The sequence below is a fragment of the Peribacillus suis genome (genome assembly GCF_059384845.1).
On the sequence record NZ_CM182019.1, the window covers coordinates 3,281,548 to 3,297,413 of the forward strand.

The following is a 15,866-nucleotide window of genomic DNA, read 5'->3' on the forward strand; positions in this document are numbered from 1 at the left end:
TTATTCAACCTCCATTATGCTATATGCCATTTCTCCTCTACAGATGGTCATGACCACTTCATTTTCCTCGTTCAAAATGACTAAGTCCGCATCTTTCCCTACTCGGATGCTTCCTTTTCTATCATCAAGTTGAAGCTGTTTGGCCGGGTTCAGGGCCGCCATTTCAATGGCATCTTCAAGCGGACAATTCGTATAGGATAAGAGGTTCTTAACCGCTTGCCCCATTTTCAGGATGCTCCCTGCCAGTGTCCCGTCCGTAAGAACCGCCTTCCCATCTTTCACCGTCACGTCTTGGCCCCCTAAATCGTAGGTTCCGTTTTTCAGGCACTTCGCCCGCATGGAATCGGTGATTAAAAGGAGCCCTTCTTTTGACTTTTGTTTATAGGCAAGCTTGACGATTTCCGGACGGACATGAATGCCATCCAGGATCATTTCCGCTTTCAATTCGTCACGTAAAAGTGCCGCTCCGGCCACTCCCGGTTCACGGTGATGCAGGCCTTTCATTTGATTAAACAGATGCGTGACTTGGGTGGCGCCATCCGTAATCGCTTGATCCACTTCGTCATAGGTCGCATCTGAATGGCCAATGGAGGCCACAACTCCATGTTCCTTTAAATAACGGATTAATTCGCTTCCACCTGGCTGTTCCGGTGCAAGCGTAACGACTTTGACATGATCATTCGATAACTCATTCCACTTTTTAAAGATGTGTAGATCCGGATCGATCATATATTGCGCTGGCTGTGCCCCGGCCATCTTTGGATTGACGAAGGGCCCTTCTAAATGAATGCCAACGATTTCAGCCATTCCCGCTGGCTGATGGTCATCGATGTACTGACCGGCATTCATTAACGCGTTCTCGATGGCTTGGGGTTCCTGTGTCATGGTGGTCGCTAAAAAACTCGTCGTCCCTTCCCCCGGAAGGGCTTCAGCCATGCGCTTTAACGCTTCCTGCGTTGCGTCCATGGTATCGGCGCCATTTACGCCATGAATATGAATGTCGATCATTCCCGGTATCACCTTATAATCCGGCAGGGCATGAAAATCAATGACCTCACCCTTAAACTCTAAGTCATTAATATCATCCATAGAACCAAAGGCAACGATTTTTCCATCCTTCGCCATTAAAAACCCACATTCAATCCTTTTTCTTTCACTGTAAATCGTTATATTCTTAAAGATCATGCATTTCATTTGATTGATCTTCACAAAATCCCCTTCTCTTATCCATGTATTTATGTTCACTATCCAAGGGTAAAAACCCTTTTTTTATTTTTGTCATGCTTTGGGTAAAAGTAGTAAATAGCCAATCATCAACATGACTGGCTATCCTTATATTAGACTTTCTTACACGGCTTTAGACTTGGATTGCGGTTCTGGGTGTAGGTTAGGCTTCACATATTCTTCGTTTTTCGTATAAATGGTCAACCCTGTGGTGTTTTTGTTGAACTTCGGGAATAACAAACTCACAAGATATCCGAATACAAAAGAAGTAAAGAACGATACGATACTAACGATGAACGGTGTCATGTCTGTTTGTTGCACGAAATAGGAGGTAATCGCGCTTAAGAATAGACCGATCAATACTCCAGGTGTATTGGCACGTTTCGTGAATATCCCAAGAGCAAAGATCCCGGCAATCGGAACACCGAATAATCCTGTGATAGCCAAGAACAAGTTCCATGTTTCAGCTTGATTGCTTGAAATGAGATATAAAGCGGCTACCATACCCAGTACACCAGAGGCGATAATGACAATTCTCGCCAACAATACATCACTTTTTTCATTTGCACCTAAAAATCTTTGTTTAAAATCGACGGTTATACAAGCGGAAATACTATTTAAACTAGAGGAGATTGTAGATTGGCAAGCGGCAAATATGGCGGCGATCAGTAAGCCCGCTACCCCCGCTGGTAAACTTGAAACGATGAAATACGGCACGATGGCTGAAGTATTAAATCCTTCTGGAAGGGCTTCAACATTCGTATAGTAACTATAAAGGACGGTACCAAATCCAAAAAAGACAGGGATCGTGATAAGAGCCAAGATTCCATTGGTCCACAAAGACTTATTGGTCTCTTTGATTGAACTAGTCGTTTGATAACGTTGTACGACGTCTTGACTGGCTGTATATTGATGTAGATTATTAAAGATGGAGCCTAAGAAAATAATCGGGATGGCTGCCGTGACGGCACTGAACTTGAAACTGTCTGCCGTTACCACTTTCTTGTTGTTGACCGCATCATCGATAACTGTCGAGAGTCCGCCATCGATCGAGAAGATTCCCAGGATGACAAGTAATACGGCACCGCCTAGAAGGATGATCCCTTGAATCACATCGCTCCAAATGACCCCTTCAATCCCCCCGAGGAACGTATAAACAATACATAAACCTCCAACCGCAAGAGCTATGATAAAGGGATTTATATCGGAAACGAGTGTAATGGCAAGCGTTGGCAAGTAGACGACAATCGCTATACGGCCAATGTGGAAAAGTGTAAAGAGTAAACTTCCTATCACGCGAAGAGATACACCGAAGCGTTCCTCTAAATATTCATAGGCCGTCGTGACATTCAGCTTCCTAAAGAAAGGAATATAAAAATAGATCAACACCGGTATGATGGCCAGTATTGATAGATTACCTGCTGCATACGTCCAATCAGATAAAAATGCCTGTTCTGGTGTCGACATATACGTAATCGCACTTAACGTTGTAGCATAGATACTGAAACCCGCGGCCCAAGCAGGAATCTTACCACCTGCGGTAAAGAACGCATCCGTATTCTTACCAGATTTCTTTGTAAAATAAAGCCCCACTGCTAGCATCGCTAGTAGATAGACTACCATGACAGCCCAGTTAGCCACGCCAAAACTAATCTTCTCCATATAATACACCCCTCATCATAAAATCATTTTATAGAGCTTCCTTAAAAGGCAACAAAAGCGCCTGCCCCCCTCTTCTTTTAAAAAAAGAGTGGCACGGCCCTTGCAGTACATCGTGATTACAGAAAAATCAGATAGTTAAGTGTCCAACACATTCTATCTATGAGCTATCTTATAAGTTAAAATCTTTTACGAGTTGTTCCACTTCTTCCCTTTTGCTTGAATCAAATGGCGCCATCGGTTTTTTGACCGTACCTGCTTGGATGCCTTTTACATTCAGTACTTCTTTCAACGTTTGATATAATCCCAAATCTAGCACTCTTTCAATAAGGTCATTGGTGACGTGCTGAATCTCATACGCCTCCGCTACCTTGCCACTTTGCGCCAACTCCAAAATCTGTCTAGATCGCTTTCCATTGATATTATATGTACTCCCGATTGCCCCATCCACTCCTGAAATGGCTCCATAGATAAGCATTTCATCGAATCCAGAATAAATCAGTTTATCTGGGAATCTTTTACGAAGTCGCTCCAATAAGTAGAAGTCTCCATCCGTATATTTCACGCCGATGATTTTGTCATTTTGAAAGAGTTCCTCAAATTGATCCATGTTCATCGATACACCCGTTAAGAAAGGAATCGCGTAAATGATCATATTATTGCCTGTATGATCAATAATGGTTTCATAGTAATGCTTGATCTCTTCAAAATTGAACTTATAGTAAAACGGCGTGACGGCTGATAGACTGTCGTAGCCAAGCTCTGTTGCAAATTGACCCAGTTCAACGGCTTCGTCCAGATTGATCGATCCTACCTGGGCAATTAGCTTGACCTCCCCTTTACTCTCTTCACTGACAATTTCGAAAATTCGCTTTTTTTGATCGGTAGATAGCATGAAGTTTTCACCTGAGCTACCATTCACATATAGACCGTCCACTTTCTGAACATCAATATTTTGTCTAACGATCTCACGCAAGCCTTGTTCGATAATCTTCCCATTTTCATCAAATGGTATCAGTAGTGCTGAAAATAACCCCTTCATATCTTAACCCCCTAATTAGTTTGAAAAATTCAGATAACAAAGATATAATATTGTCAGACCAATTTTTATTTACAAATTTATCATAAAAGCCTTTCATAAAAATGTCAACAAATTTCAGTAATCCCTTTCCTTCATTTCTATAATATGGTAGACATACATAAAGGGGTGGCGTCATGACAATTCATAAGACCTCATTGGTCACAATCGCGATTGAAAGAATGAAGAGCCATATCTTAGAAAATAATCTGAAACCCAATGATAAGTTTTTAACAGAAAAAGAACTGGTCGAACAGTTGCAAGTAAGCAGGACGGTTATACGCGAAGCGTTAATCTCGCTCCAAACCGTAGGGATCTTGAACGTGAAGCCCGGTGGCGGCGTCTATATAGCTGAGCCTACACTCGATTCAATCCATACGATACTTAAACATTATTACGACACGCACGGTGTAAAAATGAAAGAATTGATGGAAATTCGGGAAGTCATCGAATTAGGGGCATTGCGATTGATCATTGAGAAACAAGTGGATGTCGATATTGATCACCTCATCAGCATAAATGAATCGTATTATCAGACGATCATCCAAAAACAAGACACGAAACAATTCGACCGTTTATTTCATCAAGCCTTAATTAAATCAACGGAAAATGAGACCTATTTCAAGTTCAGTGAAGTGATCAGTGAGTACTTTTCCCTGGTTAGAATGGATTTCATCGAGAAAGAGGACACACTGATTGATTCATACAAACAGCATGCAGACATCATCGATGCGATCAAGAATAAAGATTTGCCTGTGGCTCAAAAAGTCCTAAAGGAACATTTCCAACCCATTTTTCGTTTTATTACTACTTTGGAGGAAGCAAATGGAACCCATTAAAATGGAAGAAAAAAAGCCACTTAAGAAAACGGTCATTCAAGAAATTAAAAACTATATCATTTCGCAAAACTTAAAAGCGGGCGATCAACTCCCAACGGAGCGCAAGTTCACGGAAATGTTTGGCGTAAGCAGGTCCGTAGTGAGGGAAGCGTTGAGCTACCTTGAAAATACGGATGTCATACGCATCAGACAGGGCCAGGGCGCTTTTCTCAATGAATCCAATATAGAAAACCTTTTGGATAACTTCTTCTTTTTATGGCAAATAAACAGCGGAAATATCCGGGATATATTGGGTTTGAGAATTCTATTTGAATCAAGTGCCATTGATGAAATTGTAAAAAATCAGAGTATGGATGATTTGGACATGTTGAAGGAAGTGGTCGAAGAAAGCGAAAAGGCAACGACCCAAGAAGAATTCAAAGAAGCGGATACCCTATTTCATAAGCAGCTTCTGCAAGCCACCAATAATGATTTATTTATACAAATGACGAACATGATCACCAGTTATTTTTTCCAAGTGCAACATATCCATCTCTCGCTTGAAGAATTCAAAGGCCTCATCCAGGAACACAGGAATATTGTCGAAGCGCTACTGATGGGGAATGCCGATGAGGCAAAAACACTTCTCATTCAACACATTAAACAAACGAAAGTGTAGGAGGATATCCATGGCTGATTATTTATCGATTGATATCGGCGGTACGTTTATTAAATATGCCCTCTTGGACGATCAGAAACATTTGCATGGGCATCAACAAGTGAAAACAAAAGAAAATATCGACCAGGCTATACTGAAACAGGTGGAGTCCATCATTTCCGCTGTTTCCAATGAGACGGCCATTAACGGCGTGGGCATCAGCACTGCCGGAATCGTCGACCGGGAAAAAGGGGAAATCATCTTTGCGGGGCCCACTATCCGGGACTATAAAGGTACTGCATTCAAAGCCCATTTATCCCGTCTATTTCCTTACCCCATTTCTGTAGAAAATGATGTGAATGCCGCTTTGATCGGCGAGCTTTGGCAAGGCGCTGCCCAAGGGGAAAACGATGTGTTTTGCATTACCTTAGGTACGGGGATCGGCGGGGCCTATTATCATGACGGAATCATGGATGGAACCCATCATCAGGCAAACTCCGTCGGCTATCTATTATACGATCCAGAAACAAAAACGAATTATGAAATGAGAGCATCCACAACCGCTTTAAATAGAATGATTGAAAAAGAGTTTGGTAAAGGTGTCTCCGCGAAGGAAGTCTTTGAGAAAGCAAGACTCGGTGAAGAGCCATACATAGCCTTGATTGAGGCATGGAGTAAGGAAGTGGCTAGGGGATTGGCGCAAATTATCCTGGTAGTCGATCCGAAGTGTATCCTGATAGGAGGCGGCATTTCCCGCCAAGGCGACTTTTTACTGAACCATATCCAAAAGCAGCTCACCACTTATCTTCCTACTGATTTTTTGAAGACAGAAATAAAAATTGCTCAATTATATAATGATGCCTCCCTATTCGGGGCGGTCCATCCATTTTTCAAAGGGGGAAATATAGAATGTTAAACGAAGTTAAAGGTGGATTAATCGTATCTTGTCAAGCCCTACCAAATGAGCCTCTACATAGCTCATTCATCATGTCGAAAATGGCGTTGGCCGCTAAACAAGGCGGTGCAAAAGGAATCCGGGCAAACTCCGAAGTGGATATCATCGCGATAAAAAAAGAAGTGGACCTGCCCGTCATCGGCATCGTCAAACGCGACTATGAGGATAGCTCCGTATTCATTACCGCCACTTTCAAGGAAATCGATGAGCTACTGGATAGTAGCTGCGAGATGATTGCCATGGATGCCACCCATCGGACAAGACCGGAGAATCTTCTTTTAAGCGATCTGGTCCACTATGTAAGAGAAAAGAATCCTAGCATTCAACTCATGGCGGATATCGCTACTTTAGAGGATGCCATACAATCGGAAAAACTCGGATTCGATTGTATTTCCACTACATTACATGGCTACACGGAAGAAACAAGTGGAGAGAAACTCTATCATGATGACTTTGCATTCTTGAAACAGGTTCTCCAGCATGTGAACATCCCCGTTATTGCGGAAGGAAATGTCATGACACCCGACATGTATAAAAGGTGCATGGAATTGGGCGCCCATGCAAGTGTCGTCGGAGGGGCCATCACACGTCCAAAAGACATCACACAGCTTTTTGTTAATCAAGTTCAAGGATGATTGACTTTACCTGTTTGAAGTGGACATCGCACATTCAACCCATTGGTGCATAAAGGGTTGGGTGTGCGATGATCACTATTCAGCATCTTCTATTACGAAAGACATATCATTTATCTTGCCCTAGTGTTCAATCGAACTTGATAGGAACGCATCTCACTTAGGTGACCGATAGATTCAAAAATGCCTTTCTTTATCAACATACGTAAACGGTAATCAATCCATGTATCGTTGATGTCATGCTCACTCCATCCTAAAACATGTCCAATCAAGCGAGCAGCGTTGTAAAAATTATCGATACCGTATTCGGATTGCATGTCACTAGCATACCGGATAATTTCTTGATCATCCCTGGATTCGTCATCCTCGATAATCCTTCCTCTAATCCATGTACGAACAATGGATTGTCCCTCCATTAATTGAAGCGCTTCTGCCTGTAAAAGAGCGAGCTGATCTTCAGGAAGTGGATCCAGTAAATTCAGCTTTAGCATTCGCTTCATCTGCGAAGGGCTAACCTCACCAGAATGGCGAATATCATATTGTGTATGTTCATCTTCATGGAAATAAAGCATGGGAAAGTATGTATTGCACACGGAAATCGAACATCTTTTGCCTGACAATAGATGGCTTACCAAGCGTAACCCAAATTGTTCCGCCGCATTTTCACACGTCCAAACAATCACTTGCTCGCCTTCTTTAACCTGTCGAACACATGCAAGTGCATCATGAAACAAAGCCACATACTGTTCGCTCATCTTCTTATCAAACCGATAGGCTTCCTGTAGCCATTTTATCCTATCTGAAAAACCTTTCTCCGTTAATAAACGATGGATGGGACCTTCACCAAAGAAATTCGGAAACGTGATGATCTCAACATTTTCTCTTTTTAATGCATGGCTCAAAGCACCGAATGCTGCTTGATTAAATAAGATATGCTTCACTGCAATCCCCCTCCGTTATCCTACACTTCCGTTCGAAACACCCACGCATAAAGAAGTCTTTATGTCCCTTGTTTTCTTACAAACATAGACCATCCCATAACTATCATTCGTCACAGGTGTTTCATTCCAATCCTCGAAGATATGGACGATCTCCAGTCCGTTACTCGCTAGAATGCGTTCCATTTCTTTTGGAAACACGTATCGCAACCGGATGTTCGTTCTTTGTTCATCTACTATTTCCCCACTTTGATCTACAAACTTTCTGATCGTCGTGTAATGTTGGACCTGACTGAGTGAGTCATAGGTGCTTATCGTATACACATCGATCCTCTTTTGCGTATCCTCATCTTCTATGGTTCTCCAATATTCTTCTGTGTCAGGTTGGAGCAATTCTTCCGTGCTTGGAAACCTCGTGTCAAAGATGAATAGCCCATCAAGCTCTAAATGGTTATTTACAGATGATAAGAATCCGTCCTGATCTTCGTTTGTAAGAAAATGCTGAAAGGAATTCCCGACTGAAAAGATCAACCGGCTTCTTACTTTCAAGGTAAGCATTCTAGCATCCTGTTCGATCCATTCAATATGTACATTCAGGTCCGACGACTTCCTTTTTGCTTCTCCTAGCATTCCTTTATGGACATCCACACCGATAAGTTTATATCCTTTCCTCGCTAAAGGAATGGTCGCCCTCCCTGTCCCACAAGCTAAATCAATGATGGGGCCTTCGGTTTTCGAAGCCCATTTCAATAGATAAGGAAGGTCTTGCCTATATGATTCATTTTCCTTATCATATAAAATCGGATCATCGTACTCTTCTGAATTGCCATTTATATTCTCCACACATGCCCTCCTTTTACGAAATAGTAGAAATGGATAGAGATAGTTTCGGGAACTATCTCTTTTATATAGGTTCATGGCCCAAATTCAATCTGACCTGTGAACAGCATGATTATAATAATAACCCAATAAATAAAAAAAGATGATGACAGAATTAACCCGATAATCGGGAGCGTATTTTTTTCCCGTTTCTTTACGATCCCTACAATAGAAATGATCATACCTACACCAGTAAGGAAAAATGTTAGATAATCACCAATCAAACTACCAATATTCGCTATTCTTGTGGGCGTGATAAAAACTATAAAAAAACAAATCATTCCTAAAACAACTGAAGTTATACTAATGGCCCCATGCTTCTTTTGATAAGTCACTTCTTTTAGTTCCAAGTAAACCAGCTCCTTTATTAGATACTTATTTATAAAGAGCGCCACAATTCAATCCATGGTATTCACGGTTGGTTCACACCTTACTCTCTTTTTTCCTTTTCAAGCAGCTCGATGACTTTATCAAGTTTTTGTTCTATGGCTTTAGAATTGCGAGATTTTCTAACGAGGTTCCGGACAAAAAAGTAAATGGCAAAAATCATGCCAAACAGTACGATAAGCATCATGAGTTGAAATAGTATATCACCGGCATTAATATTCAAAATAAATCCATCCTTTCCTTTTTTATCAATCATATCATATGCTGGATGGCAGTTGTCTTAGGATTGATGGGGCATTTCATTGATGTATGTAAAATATTTTCGCATGAACGCGTTCCTTCTATATAATAAAGGGCGCACGGATTATCCGTACGCCCTTTTTTATTATTCACTTTGGTTGAGCTATCGGAAATGTTTTTTTCAAAAAGTGATACAGGCCATCTTCTCGATAGGAATACTCGGTCACTTCATCCGCCTGTTCCTTTACCGATTCGAGCGCATTTTTCATGGCGACACAGTGGCCGGAGAGCTTGAATAGAGGAAGGTCATTTTCTCCGTCTCCTACGGCCAGAATATCGTCCGGAGAGAGACTAAAGTGATCAAGCAAGACTTGAACTGCTGTTGCTTTGGAGACACCGTCCACGGTCACTTCCACATTGTGATGTGTGGAGGAAGCCGTTGTAAAGGCCGTTATCTTCTTGAACTGTTCGAGTTCTGTGATCCAGTCTTTGATTGCCTTCATTTCTTTACTGAAAAAATAAATCTTGGCGACACTTAATTCCTCGAGTTGATCGACCCAGTTGATTTTGCTCTCGACGGCGACTTTTCTGGACAACCATTCGTTTTCATCCACCGTCTCCGGCTTTGTCCCCGTCATATGTTCGACCGTATAGTCTTTATCTTTTTGTAAGGCCATTCTGACGCCATCATTTGGATGGACTTCGTAAAATATCTTTCTCTCTGCTGCTTTATTAATCATGTCATCCACAAGTTCGGAAGGCAGTGCATGTTCAAAAATCTTCTCCGTTCCAATAAAGGCGGACATACCATTGGCCGTTACCATCCCATCGACGATCAAATCCTCTGGCAGAACATCTCTTAATTCTTTTACCGTTCTTCCCGTTGCAATGAACACCTTCATTCCACTATTCCTAAGTTCGATTAAGTAGTTTTTCAGCGTATCGTTCACCGTATTCACTTCATTCAATGTCGTGCCATCCATATCGAGCACGATTGCTTTGTATCCCATGTTTCCACCCCGTCCATGCGAATTTCGTAACAAAAATGCCAACAGCCCATGATCTGTGAGATTGTAGGCTGTTGGCGAATCTATCTATTTTTCTAGTAGATTAAGAAAATCCTAACAGTTTCAAAATACTTAGTATTAATAGACCTACCACACCGAAATCTGAGTCACCGAATGTCGTGCCTTCAAATCCTATGTCACCTAATAATACCAGTAAAATGGCTGGTAAGAAACTAATGATGAGTCCATTTGCAAAAGATCCCAGCATAGCCCCGCGACGACCACCCGTCGCATTTCCAAAGACACCAGCAGCTGCTCCGGTGAAGAAATGTGGCACAAGTCCCGGAACAATAACCTTCAAGCCTAATATCGGCAACAGGAACATCGATAAGATTCCCGCGATGAAACTAAATAAAAAGCCGATAATTACTGCGTTTGGAGCAAAAGGAAAAATCGTAGGGCAATCTAGTGCAGGCTTCGTATTGGGCGCAATTTTATCTGCAATCCCTTTGAAGGCTGGCACGATCTCAGCAATCAACATCCGCACCCCAGCTAGAATGATATATACACCAGCTGCAAATGTAATGGCTTGAATAAACGAAAATACAAGGAAGTTGGAACCACCAGAAAGCGTCGATTCAATATAATCTTGTCCAGCAAACAGGGCGACAATCAAAAAGAAAATCGTCATTGTCAGCGATACAGCAACGGATGTATCTCGTAAAAACCCTAAAGATTTAGGGACCTTAATTTGTTCCGTTGTCTTTTCCTTGTTTCCGAACCATTTCCCAATCGTAGCGGAAACGAAATATCCGATTGTCCCAAAGTGACCGATCGCAAAATCATCACTTCCGGTAATCTTTCTTACATAAGGCTGCAGAATGGCAGGAAACACGACCATACATAGCCCTAATAAAATGGAGCCGGTAAGGATAAGCGGGAATCCGTTCATGCCGCCAACCGACAAAGCGACAGCTAGTAGACAGGCCATGAACAGCGTATGGTGACCCGTTAAAAAGATATATTTTAATGGAGTAAAGCGAGCTAATAAAATATTCACAATCATACCGAACACCATAATCAGGGCCGTCGATGTCCCAAAATCACTTTGTGCAGCCGCTACAATGGCTTCGTTATTCGGAATGACACCCTCTACATGAAACGCCTGGTCGAACATTTGACTAAATATGTTAAGGGCACCTGTAAGGACGGCTGCTCCTGCTCCAATGATAATGAACCCCATAACCGTTTTCAGCGTACCTGACACGACATCGGCACTGGACTTTCTCTGTAACAGTAAGCCAATCAGAGCGAATAACCCCACGAGTATGGAAGGTGTGCCTAAAATATCGTTCATAATGATATCCAACATAGTCTATTCCCCTTTTACCGAGCTTTAGTTAGACAAGTGATTCCAATTTGGATGTAATTTCAGGAATGCTCATCATATTTTCCAATGTAACAATCGTACGGGTTCCATCATCCAGTTGGCCGACAATATCTGCTGCCCCTAGGAATATATCCGCTTGGACCGATTTAGCGGATGTGAGATCCGTATGGTCTACCTCAGCCGTTTTCCCCATTTGTGTTAAAGCCTTTTTCACATTCATCTCCATAATGAAACTACTGCCCAATCCATTTCCGCAAACTACCATGATTTTCTTCATTCTGTTTCCTCCTTAGAATATGTATGTACGTAATCCATAAGTATGGATGGATCCGTTGTCTCTAAAATCGCTTCAATATTAGCTCGTTCATTCAGTAATTGAGTCAGCTGAATTAATGCCCGTAAATGTGAATCGTTATCTACCGCAGCCAAAACAATGATCAACCTAACGGGTTTATCGGGTGCAAATTCCACCGGTTCATCCAATTTCAATAGACTCATAGATAATGAGCGAACACCTTGCTCAGGACGTGCATGAGGGATGGCCACGTCAGGCGTGATCACCACATAGGGACCATTCGTTTCGATTCCTTCAATCATTGCATCCACATATCTCTCTTCGACTGTTCCTAAATCAACAAGAGGCTGGGCTGCAACTCGAATCGCTTCTCTCCACTCTGTAACACGCGGCAGGATTTGAATCGTTTGTAGGTTGAGTAGTTCATCTAACACTGGTTTCTCCGCCTCCTTTAAGGAATATTTATTGACCTTGGGTGCATCTATGTACATCAGGGATTCAAGGGCCTTTTCAAGTTGATCAGGTTCATGGATGGTTGCATATTTTGAAATGACTTTTAACAGAGCGGAACCATCAACATTTTGTGTCGTATACCCATACAATTCCTGCATGACTTGCAGGCGCAGCTTATGTTTGTCCTGCCTTTCCAAAATGGGCGGTACGACAAATAACGGAACTTTGGTTCTCATATGTACCGTTGAAAAAACGAGATCGTACGCTAATGGATACTCGGACGCATTCCGAACAGATAATACATCCAAAAACAATATATCCGGAAATAATTCCTTCAATGTGTAGATGAGAATATTGCTGATGCCAATCCCATTCGGACAAACAACGATGGCTCTTTTGCGGTCATCCAAAGTAGTCCCTTGTCTACGCAACCAGCCTCCAAAATAAATCGTAAAGTATGCCACTTCCTCTTCAGGTACCGGACGCCCAATCTCTTTCTCTAGTATCCCTAAAGATTTATTGGTCAGGTGATGCAGTTCAGGATAGACCTTTTGGACCTTTTCCGTCATCGGATTCATGGATGAAAGCCCGTATCTTAGACGATGATAAGCCGGTTTAAAATGAACGTACAATTGCTGGCATAGCTGGTCTTTATCATGTAAATGAACAAAGGCCAATTTTTCGAACTCTTTTACAATCTCCTGCAAAAGCGTTTCGATCACTTCATCCTCCTTGAGCGGGGATATATCCTTTGTCCGGTTCATGCTTAGCAGATGGAGGGTTACATATAAATTTTCCGTTTCGCTCCAAACCGATTGGAACGCATCGGTTTTCGTCATTTGCTCAACCGCTTTAAATTCATCTGTTGTCACAAAAGGTAACCAACTCTGATTGACTTGCAATTCTTCCCCTTTTCCAATGAGCTGATCTGTACATAGAAATAAATAGGTCAATTCATGCAGCCGCTCATCCGTAAAGGTGATCCCCAATTCACGTTCAATCTGCTCCAGCTGATACCGGATGGATTGAATGTTTGGTTGTTGATCTCCCCAAATACACTCAATAATCAGATTATTATCCGGGCGATTAAGGACATCATGTACCAGTTGTTCAATCATGTATCGCTTGACTCTGCTTTCTCCCTTAATCACATAACCATCTTGCTTGGAGTAGTGAATCTTAAGGTTCACTTCTTGCGCTTTCTCCTTGAGCTGCTTCAGGTCCTTTAATACGGTATTACGTGATAGCCCCGTGATTGATTGAAAATGATAGACAGATAACGCTTCAGGACTAAGCAAAATCATGAGATAGAACAATTTCTCTCTATCTGTCTCAGAAAATACATAATTGCGTTTGGTTAGTTTTACGTTCAATTCTTCCTCTTGAACTTTGTCAGGAAGGGAATATCCTAATTCTTTTTGATAGAGAATGGCTGGATACCCGTGATAGTGAAGCCAATCATTCACTTTGCCAAAAGCATATTGAATTTGTCTTCTCGTCAGACCAGTTTGCTCTTCAATATCTTTCATTTTTGAAATGGGTGAATGCTGTAATATTTTTATTAGGTTTGCGCTTCTTTCATCTAAAAACATTGGCTCTCCCTCTCCCTAATTCCACGATACCTTACTTTTCATTTGATATATATGGTTTCTCAGTCCGATTATTGTCCACACACCTGCACAAAAATATATTGTACAAATGATGTGCACCTTGGTTTTTGAATCAGTGTACCATATCTCATTCCTTTTTTAGGAACAAAAATAAAACCTCGATCCTGAGGGAGGCTCGTTTCCTATTTTCGCTATATCACTTGTTCGTTAATGAAGGTATGCTTCATTACCTGTACTCTCTTTATTTCCTCAAGTTGACATATCGAGAAATCTAGATATATAATTACGTCCATGAATCCTATTGATGTATTCAAGGCGTTATCTAACGAAACAAGGCTTCACATCCTTAAGTGGTTAAAGGAACCAGAGAAGCACTTTCCAAAACAAGGCGCTCACCTACCAAAGGAGGTAAGTTATAAAGGTGGAGTATGTGTTGGGGATATTCAAGAAAAAGCCAAAGTTTCTCAATCTACGGTTTCTAGCTACTTAAACATGATGCAAAAAGCTGGGCTACTTGAATCGATTCGTCATGGACAATGGACTTACTATAGGCGCAATGAAAAATTCATTCAACAATTAGCTAAGTATTTTAGAACAGAGATCTAATTTATCTTGATTTCTGTTTTCCACTATTTATATCTATTTTTCTAGATATATAAATATATGAAAAAGGAGAAACTCTCTATGCGCTTTATATCTTATATACTAGCTCTGTTGGCTGGAGCAGCACTTAGCTTTGAAGGAGCTATCTATGCTGAATTGGGAAAAACAATTGGACAAATAGAAACAAGTTTTTATAACTTCTTCATGGGCTCCATTATCATGGGGCTATTGTGGCTGTTTTTTGGAAAAGGAAGGATTTCCTATACAATTGAAGCACCTAAATGGTCATTACTTGGTGGTGTCCTGGGTGTTGTTTATTTAACCTCCATTGTTATAAGTGTCCCATACGTCGGTGTTGGCATTACAATGGTTGCTGTCATCATCGGACAATTAGTGATGAGTATGGTCATTGAACATTTTGGGTGGCTAGGCAGTACAAAAACTAGAATTAATAAAGAAAAGATTCTGGCAGTTATTTCAATGATTATTGCACTTATATTAATCAACTAGGAGGTACACAATTATGGGGTTATTCATGATTTTATTTACATTTTTAGGCGGCATCACATTAAGCGCTCAATCATCTATAAATGGCACATTTAGTCGAAAAGCCGGAACCATTGAAACAACATTTTTGACCTTTCTCACTGGAACCATGTTTCTTACGATTTTCATCATGTTTTTTGGCAGGGGAAATGTGCTTGGCCTTCTAGAAGCACCGAAATGGCAGTTGAGTGCAGCATTTTTAGGCACCATGTATTTACTTCTGACTGTCATGGCCGTTCCTAGAATTGGGGTTATCGCAACCAATATTGCCGGAATAACCGGTCAACTTGTAATTGGCGTAATCATTGATCATTTTGGATGGTTCAATAGCTTAGTCATACAATTAGATATGAAACGTGTCTTCGCATTACTATTTATGATCATTTCCCTTTATTTTATCTATAAAGGGAATAAACGCTCGAGAGAAGAGGCAAAAACAGCCTATTGATAGTCATACAGCAATGCAATGATAGCAGCCAAATTGTTTATAGGCA

18 protein-coding genes are annotated in these 15,866 nt (G+C 41.3%); 7 read left to right on the plus strand and 11 right to left on the minus strand.

What is annotated here, in order from left to right:
- The 3 genes from nagA to AC503W_RS16060 all read right to left on the minus strand — a co-directional run bounded on the left by nagA (position 1) and on the right by AC503W_RS16060 (position 3,925).
- Positions 1–1,194: an N-acetylglucosamine-6-phosphate deacetylase gene (gene nagA, locus AC503W_RS16050; protein ID WP_427687844.1), complete on the minus strand. Its 1,194-nt coding sequence runs from the start codon at positions 1,192–1,194 to the stop codon at positions 1–3.
- A 153-nt stretch (positions 1,195–1,347) separates the two neighbouring features.
- Complete coding sequence (locus tag AC503W_RS16055) at positions 1,348–2,886, minus strand: sodium:solute symporter family protein (RefSeq protein WP_494914902.1); 1,539 nt, start codon at positions 2,884–2,886, stop codon at positions 1,348–1,350.
- A gap of 169 nt (positions 2,887–3,055) precedes the next feature.
- Positions 3,056–3,925: an N-acetylneuraminate lyase gene (locus tag AC503W_RS16060; protein ID WP_494914903.1), complete on the minus strand. Its 870-nt coding sequence runs from the start codon at positions 3,923–3,925 to the stop codon at positions 3,056–3,058.
- A 173-nt stretch (positions 3,926–4,098) separates the two neighbouring features.
- Between AC503W_RS16060 and AC503W_RS16065 the strand changes: the two genes are divergently transcribed.
- From AC503W_RS16065 to AC503W_RS16080, 4 genes are read left to right on the plus strand one after another with little or no spacing between them, the layout of a single operon-like run.
- Positions 4,099–4,800, plus strand: a complete 702-nt coding sequence (locus AC503W_RS16065; protein WP_494914905.1) for a FadR/GntR family transcriptional regulator — start codon at positions 4,099–4,101, stop codon at positions 4,798–4,800.
- Entirely contained in the window at positions 4,787–5,458 is a 672-nt protein-coding gene (locus AC503W_RS16070) for a FadR/GntR family transcriptional regulator (RefSeq protein ID WP_402873557.1), read from the plus strand. The genes AC503W_RS16065 and AC503W_RS16070 overlap by 14 nt, the downstream gene beginning before the upstream one ends.
- A gap of 10 nt (positions 5,459–5,468) precedes the next feature.
- Complete coding sequence (locus tag AC503W_RS16075; RefSeq protein WP_494914907.1) at positions 5,469–6,353, plus strand: ROK family protein; 885 nt, start codon at positions 5,469–5,471, stop codon at positions 6,351–6,353.
- Positions 6,347–7,027 (plus strand): N-acetylmannosamine-6-phosphate 2-epimerase, encoded by a 681-nt coding sequence (locus AC503W_RS16080; protein ID WP_494914909.1) that lies wholly within the window; start codon positions 6,347–6,349, stop codon positions 7,025–7,027. Before AC503W_RS16075 ends, AC503W_RS16080 begins: the two co-directional genes overlap by 7 nt.
- Before the next feature lie 110 nt (positions 7,028–7,137).
- On the opposite strand, the gene AC503W_RS16085 is transcribed toward AC503W_RS16080, so the two are convergent.
- The 8 genes from AC503W_RS16085 to AC503W_RS16120 form a co-directional block, all read right to left on the minus strand.
- On the minus strand, positions 7,138–7,965 hold the full coding sequence (locus AC503W_RS16085; RefSeq protein ID WP_494914911.1) for a DUF1835 domain-containing protein: 828 nt from the start codon (positions 7,963–7,965) through the stop codon (positions 7,138–7,140).
- Positions 7,966–7,980: 15 nt separating this feature from the next.
- Positions 7,981–8,805: a class I SAM-dependent DNA methyltransferase gene (locus tag AC503W_RS16090; RefSeq protein ID WP_494914913.1), complete on the minus strand. Its 825-nt coding sequence runs from the start codon at positions 8,803–8,805 to the stop codon at positions 7,981–7,983.
- 71 nt (positions 8,806–8,876) lie between these two features.
- Positions 8,877–9,122: a hypothetical protein gene (locus AC503W_RS16095; RefSeq protein ID WP_494917378.1), complete on the minus strand. Its 246-nt coding sequence runs from the start codon at positions 9,120–9,122 to the stop codon at positions 8,877–8,879.
- 149 nt (positions 9,123–9,271) lie between these two features.
- Positions 9,272–9,451, minus strand: coding sequence for a DUF4083 family protein (locus AC503W_RS16100; RefSeq protein WP_494914914.1), 180 nt, complete (start codon positions 9,449–9,451; stop codon positions 9,272–9,274).
- Positions 9,452–9,617: 166 nt separating this feature from the next.
- Positions 9,618–10,478, minus strand: a complete 861-nt coding sequence (locus tag AC503W_RS16105) for an HAD family hydrolase (RefSeq protein WP_494914916.1) — start codon at positions 10,476–10,478, stop codon at positions 9,618–9,620.
- 100 nt (positions 10,479–10,578) lie between these two features.
- Positions 10,579–11,847, minus strand: a complete 1,269-nt coding sequence (gene ulaA / locus AC503W_RS16110) for a PTS ascorbate transporter subunit IIC (protein WP_427687436.1) — start codon at positions 11,845–11,847, stop codon at positions 10,579–10,581.
- Positions 11,848–11,875: 28 nt separating this feature from the next.
- Positions 11,876–12,142, minus strand: a complete 267-nt coding sequence (locus tag AC503W_RS16115) for a PTS sugar transporter subunit IIB (RefSeq protein ID WP_402957611.1) — start codon at positions 12,140–12,142, stop codon at positions 11,876–11,878.
- Entirely contained in the window at positions 12,139–14,205 is a 2,067-nt protein-coding gene (locus AC503W_RS16120) for a BglG family transcription antiterminator (protein WP_427687438.1), read from the minus strand. Before AC503W_RS16120 ends, AC503W_RS16115 begins: the two co-directional genes overlap by 4 nt.
- 309 nt (positions 14,206–14,514) lie before the next feature.
- Between AC503W_RS16120 and AC503W_RS16125 the strand changes: the two genes are divergently transcribed.
- The 3 genes from AC503W_RS16125 (at position 14,515) to AC503W_RS16135 (ending at position 15,820) form a co-directional block, all read left to right on the plus strand.
- On the plus strand, positions 14,515–14,829 hold the full coding sequence (locus tag AC503W_RS16125) for an ArsR/SmtB family transcription factor (protein WP_427687440.1): 315 nt from the start codon (positions 14,515–14,517) through the stop codon (positions 14,827–14,829).
- Positions 14,830–14,907: 78 nt separating this feature from the next.
- Entirely contained in the window at positions 14,908–15,336 is a 429-nt protein-coding gene (locus AC503W_RS16130) for a DMT family transporter (RefSeq protein ID WP_427687442.1), read from the plus strand.
- Between the two features lie 13 nt (positions 15,337–15,349).
- A complete protein-coding gene (locus tag AC503W_RS16135; RefSeq protein ID WP_427687444.1) occupies positions 15,350–15,820 on the plus strand; it encodes a DMT family transporter in 471 nt (156 codons plus the stop codon).
- Positions 15,821–15,866 lie beyond the last annotated feature (46 nt).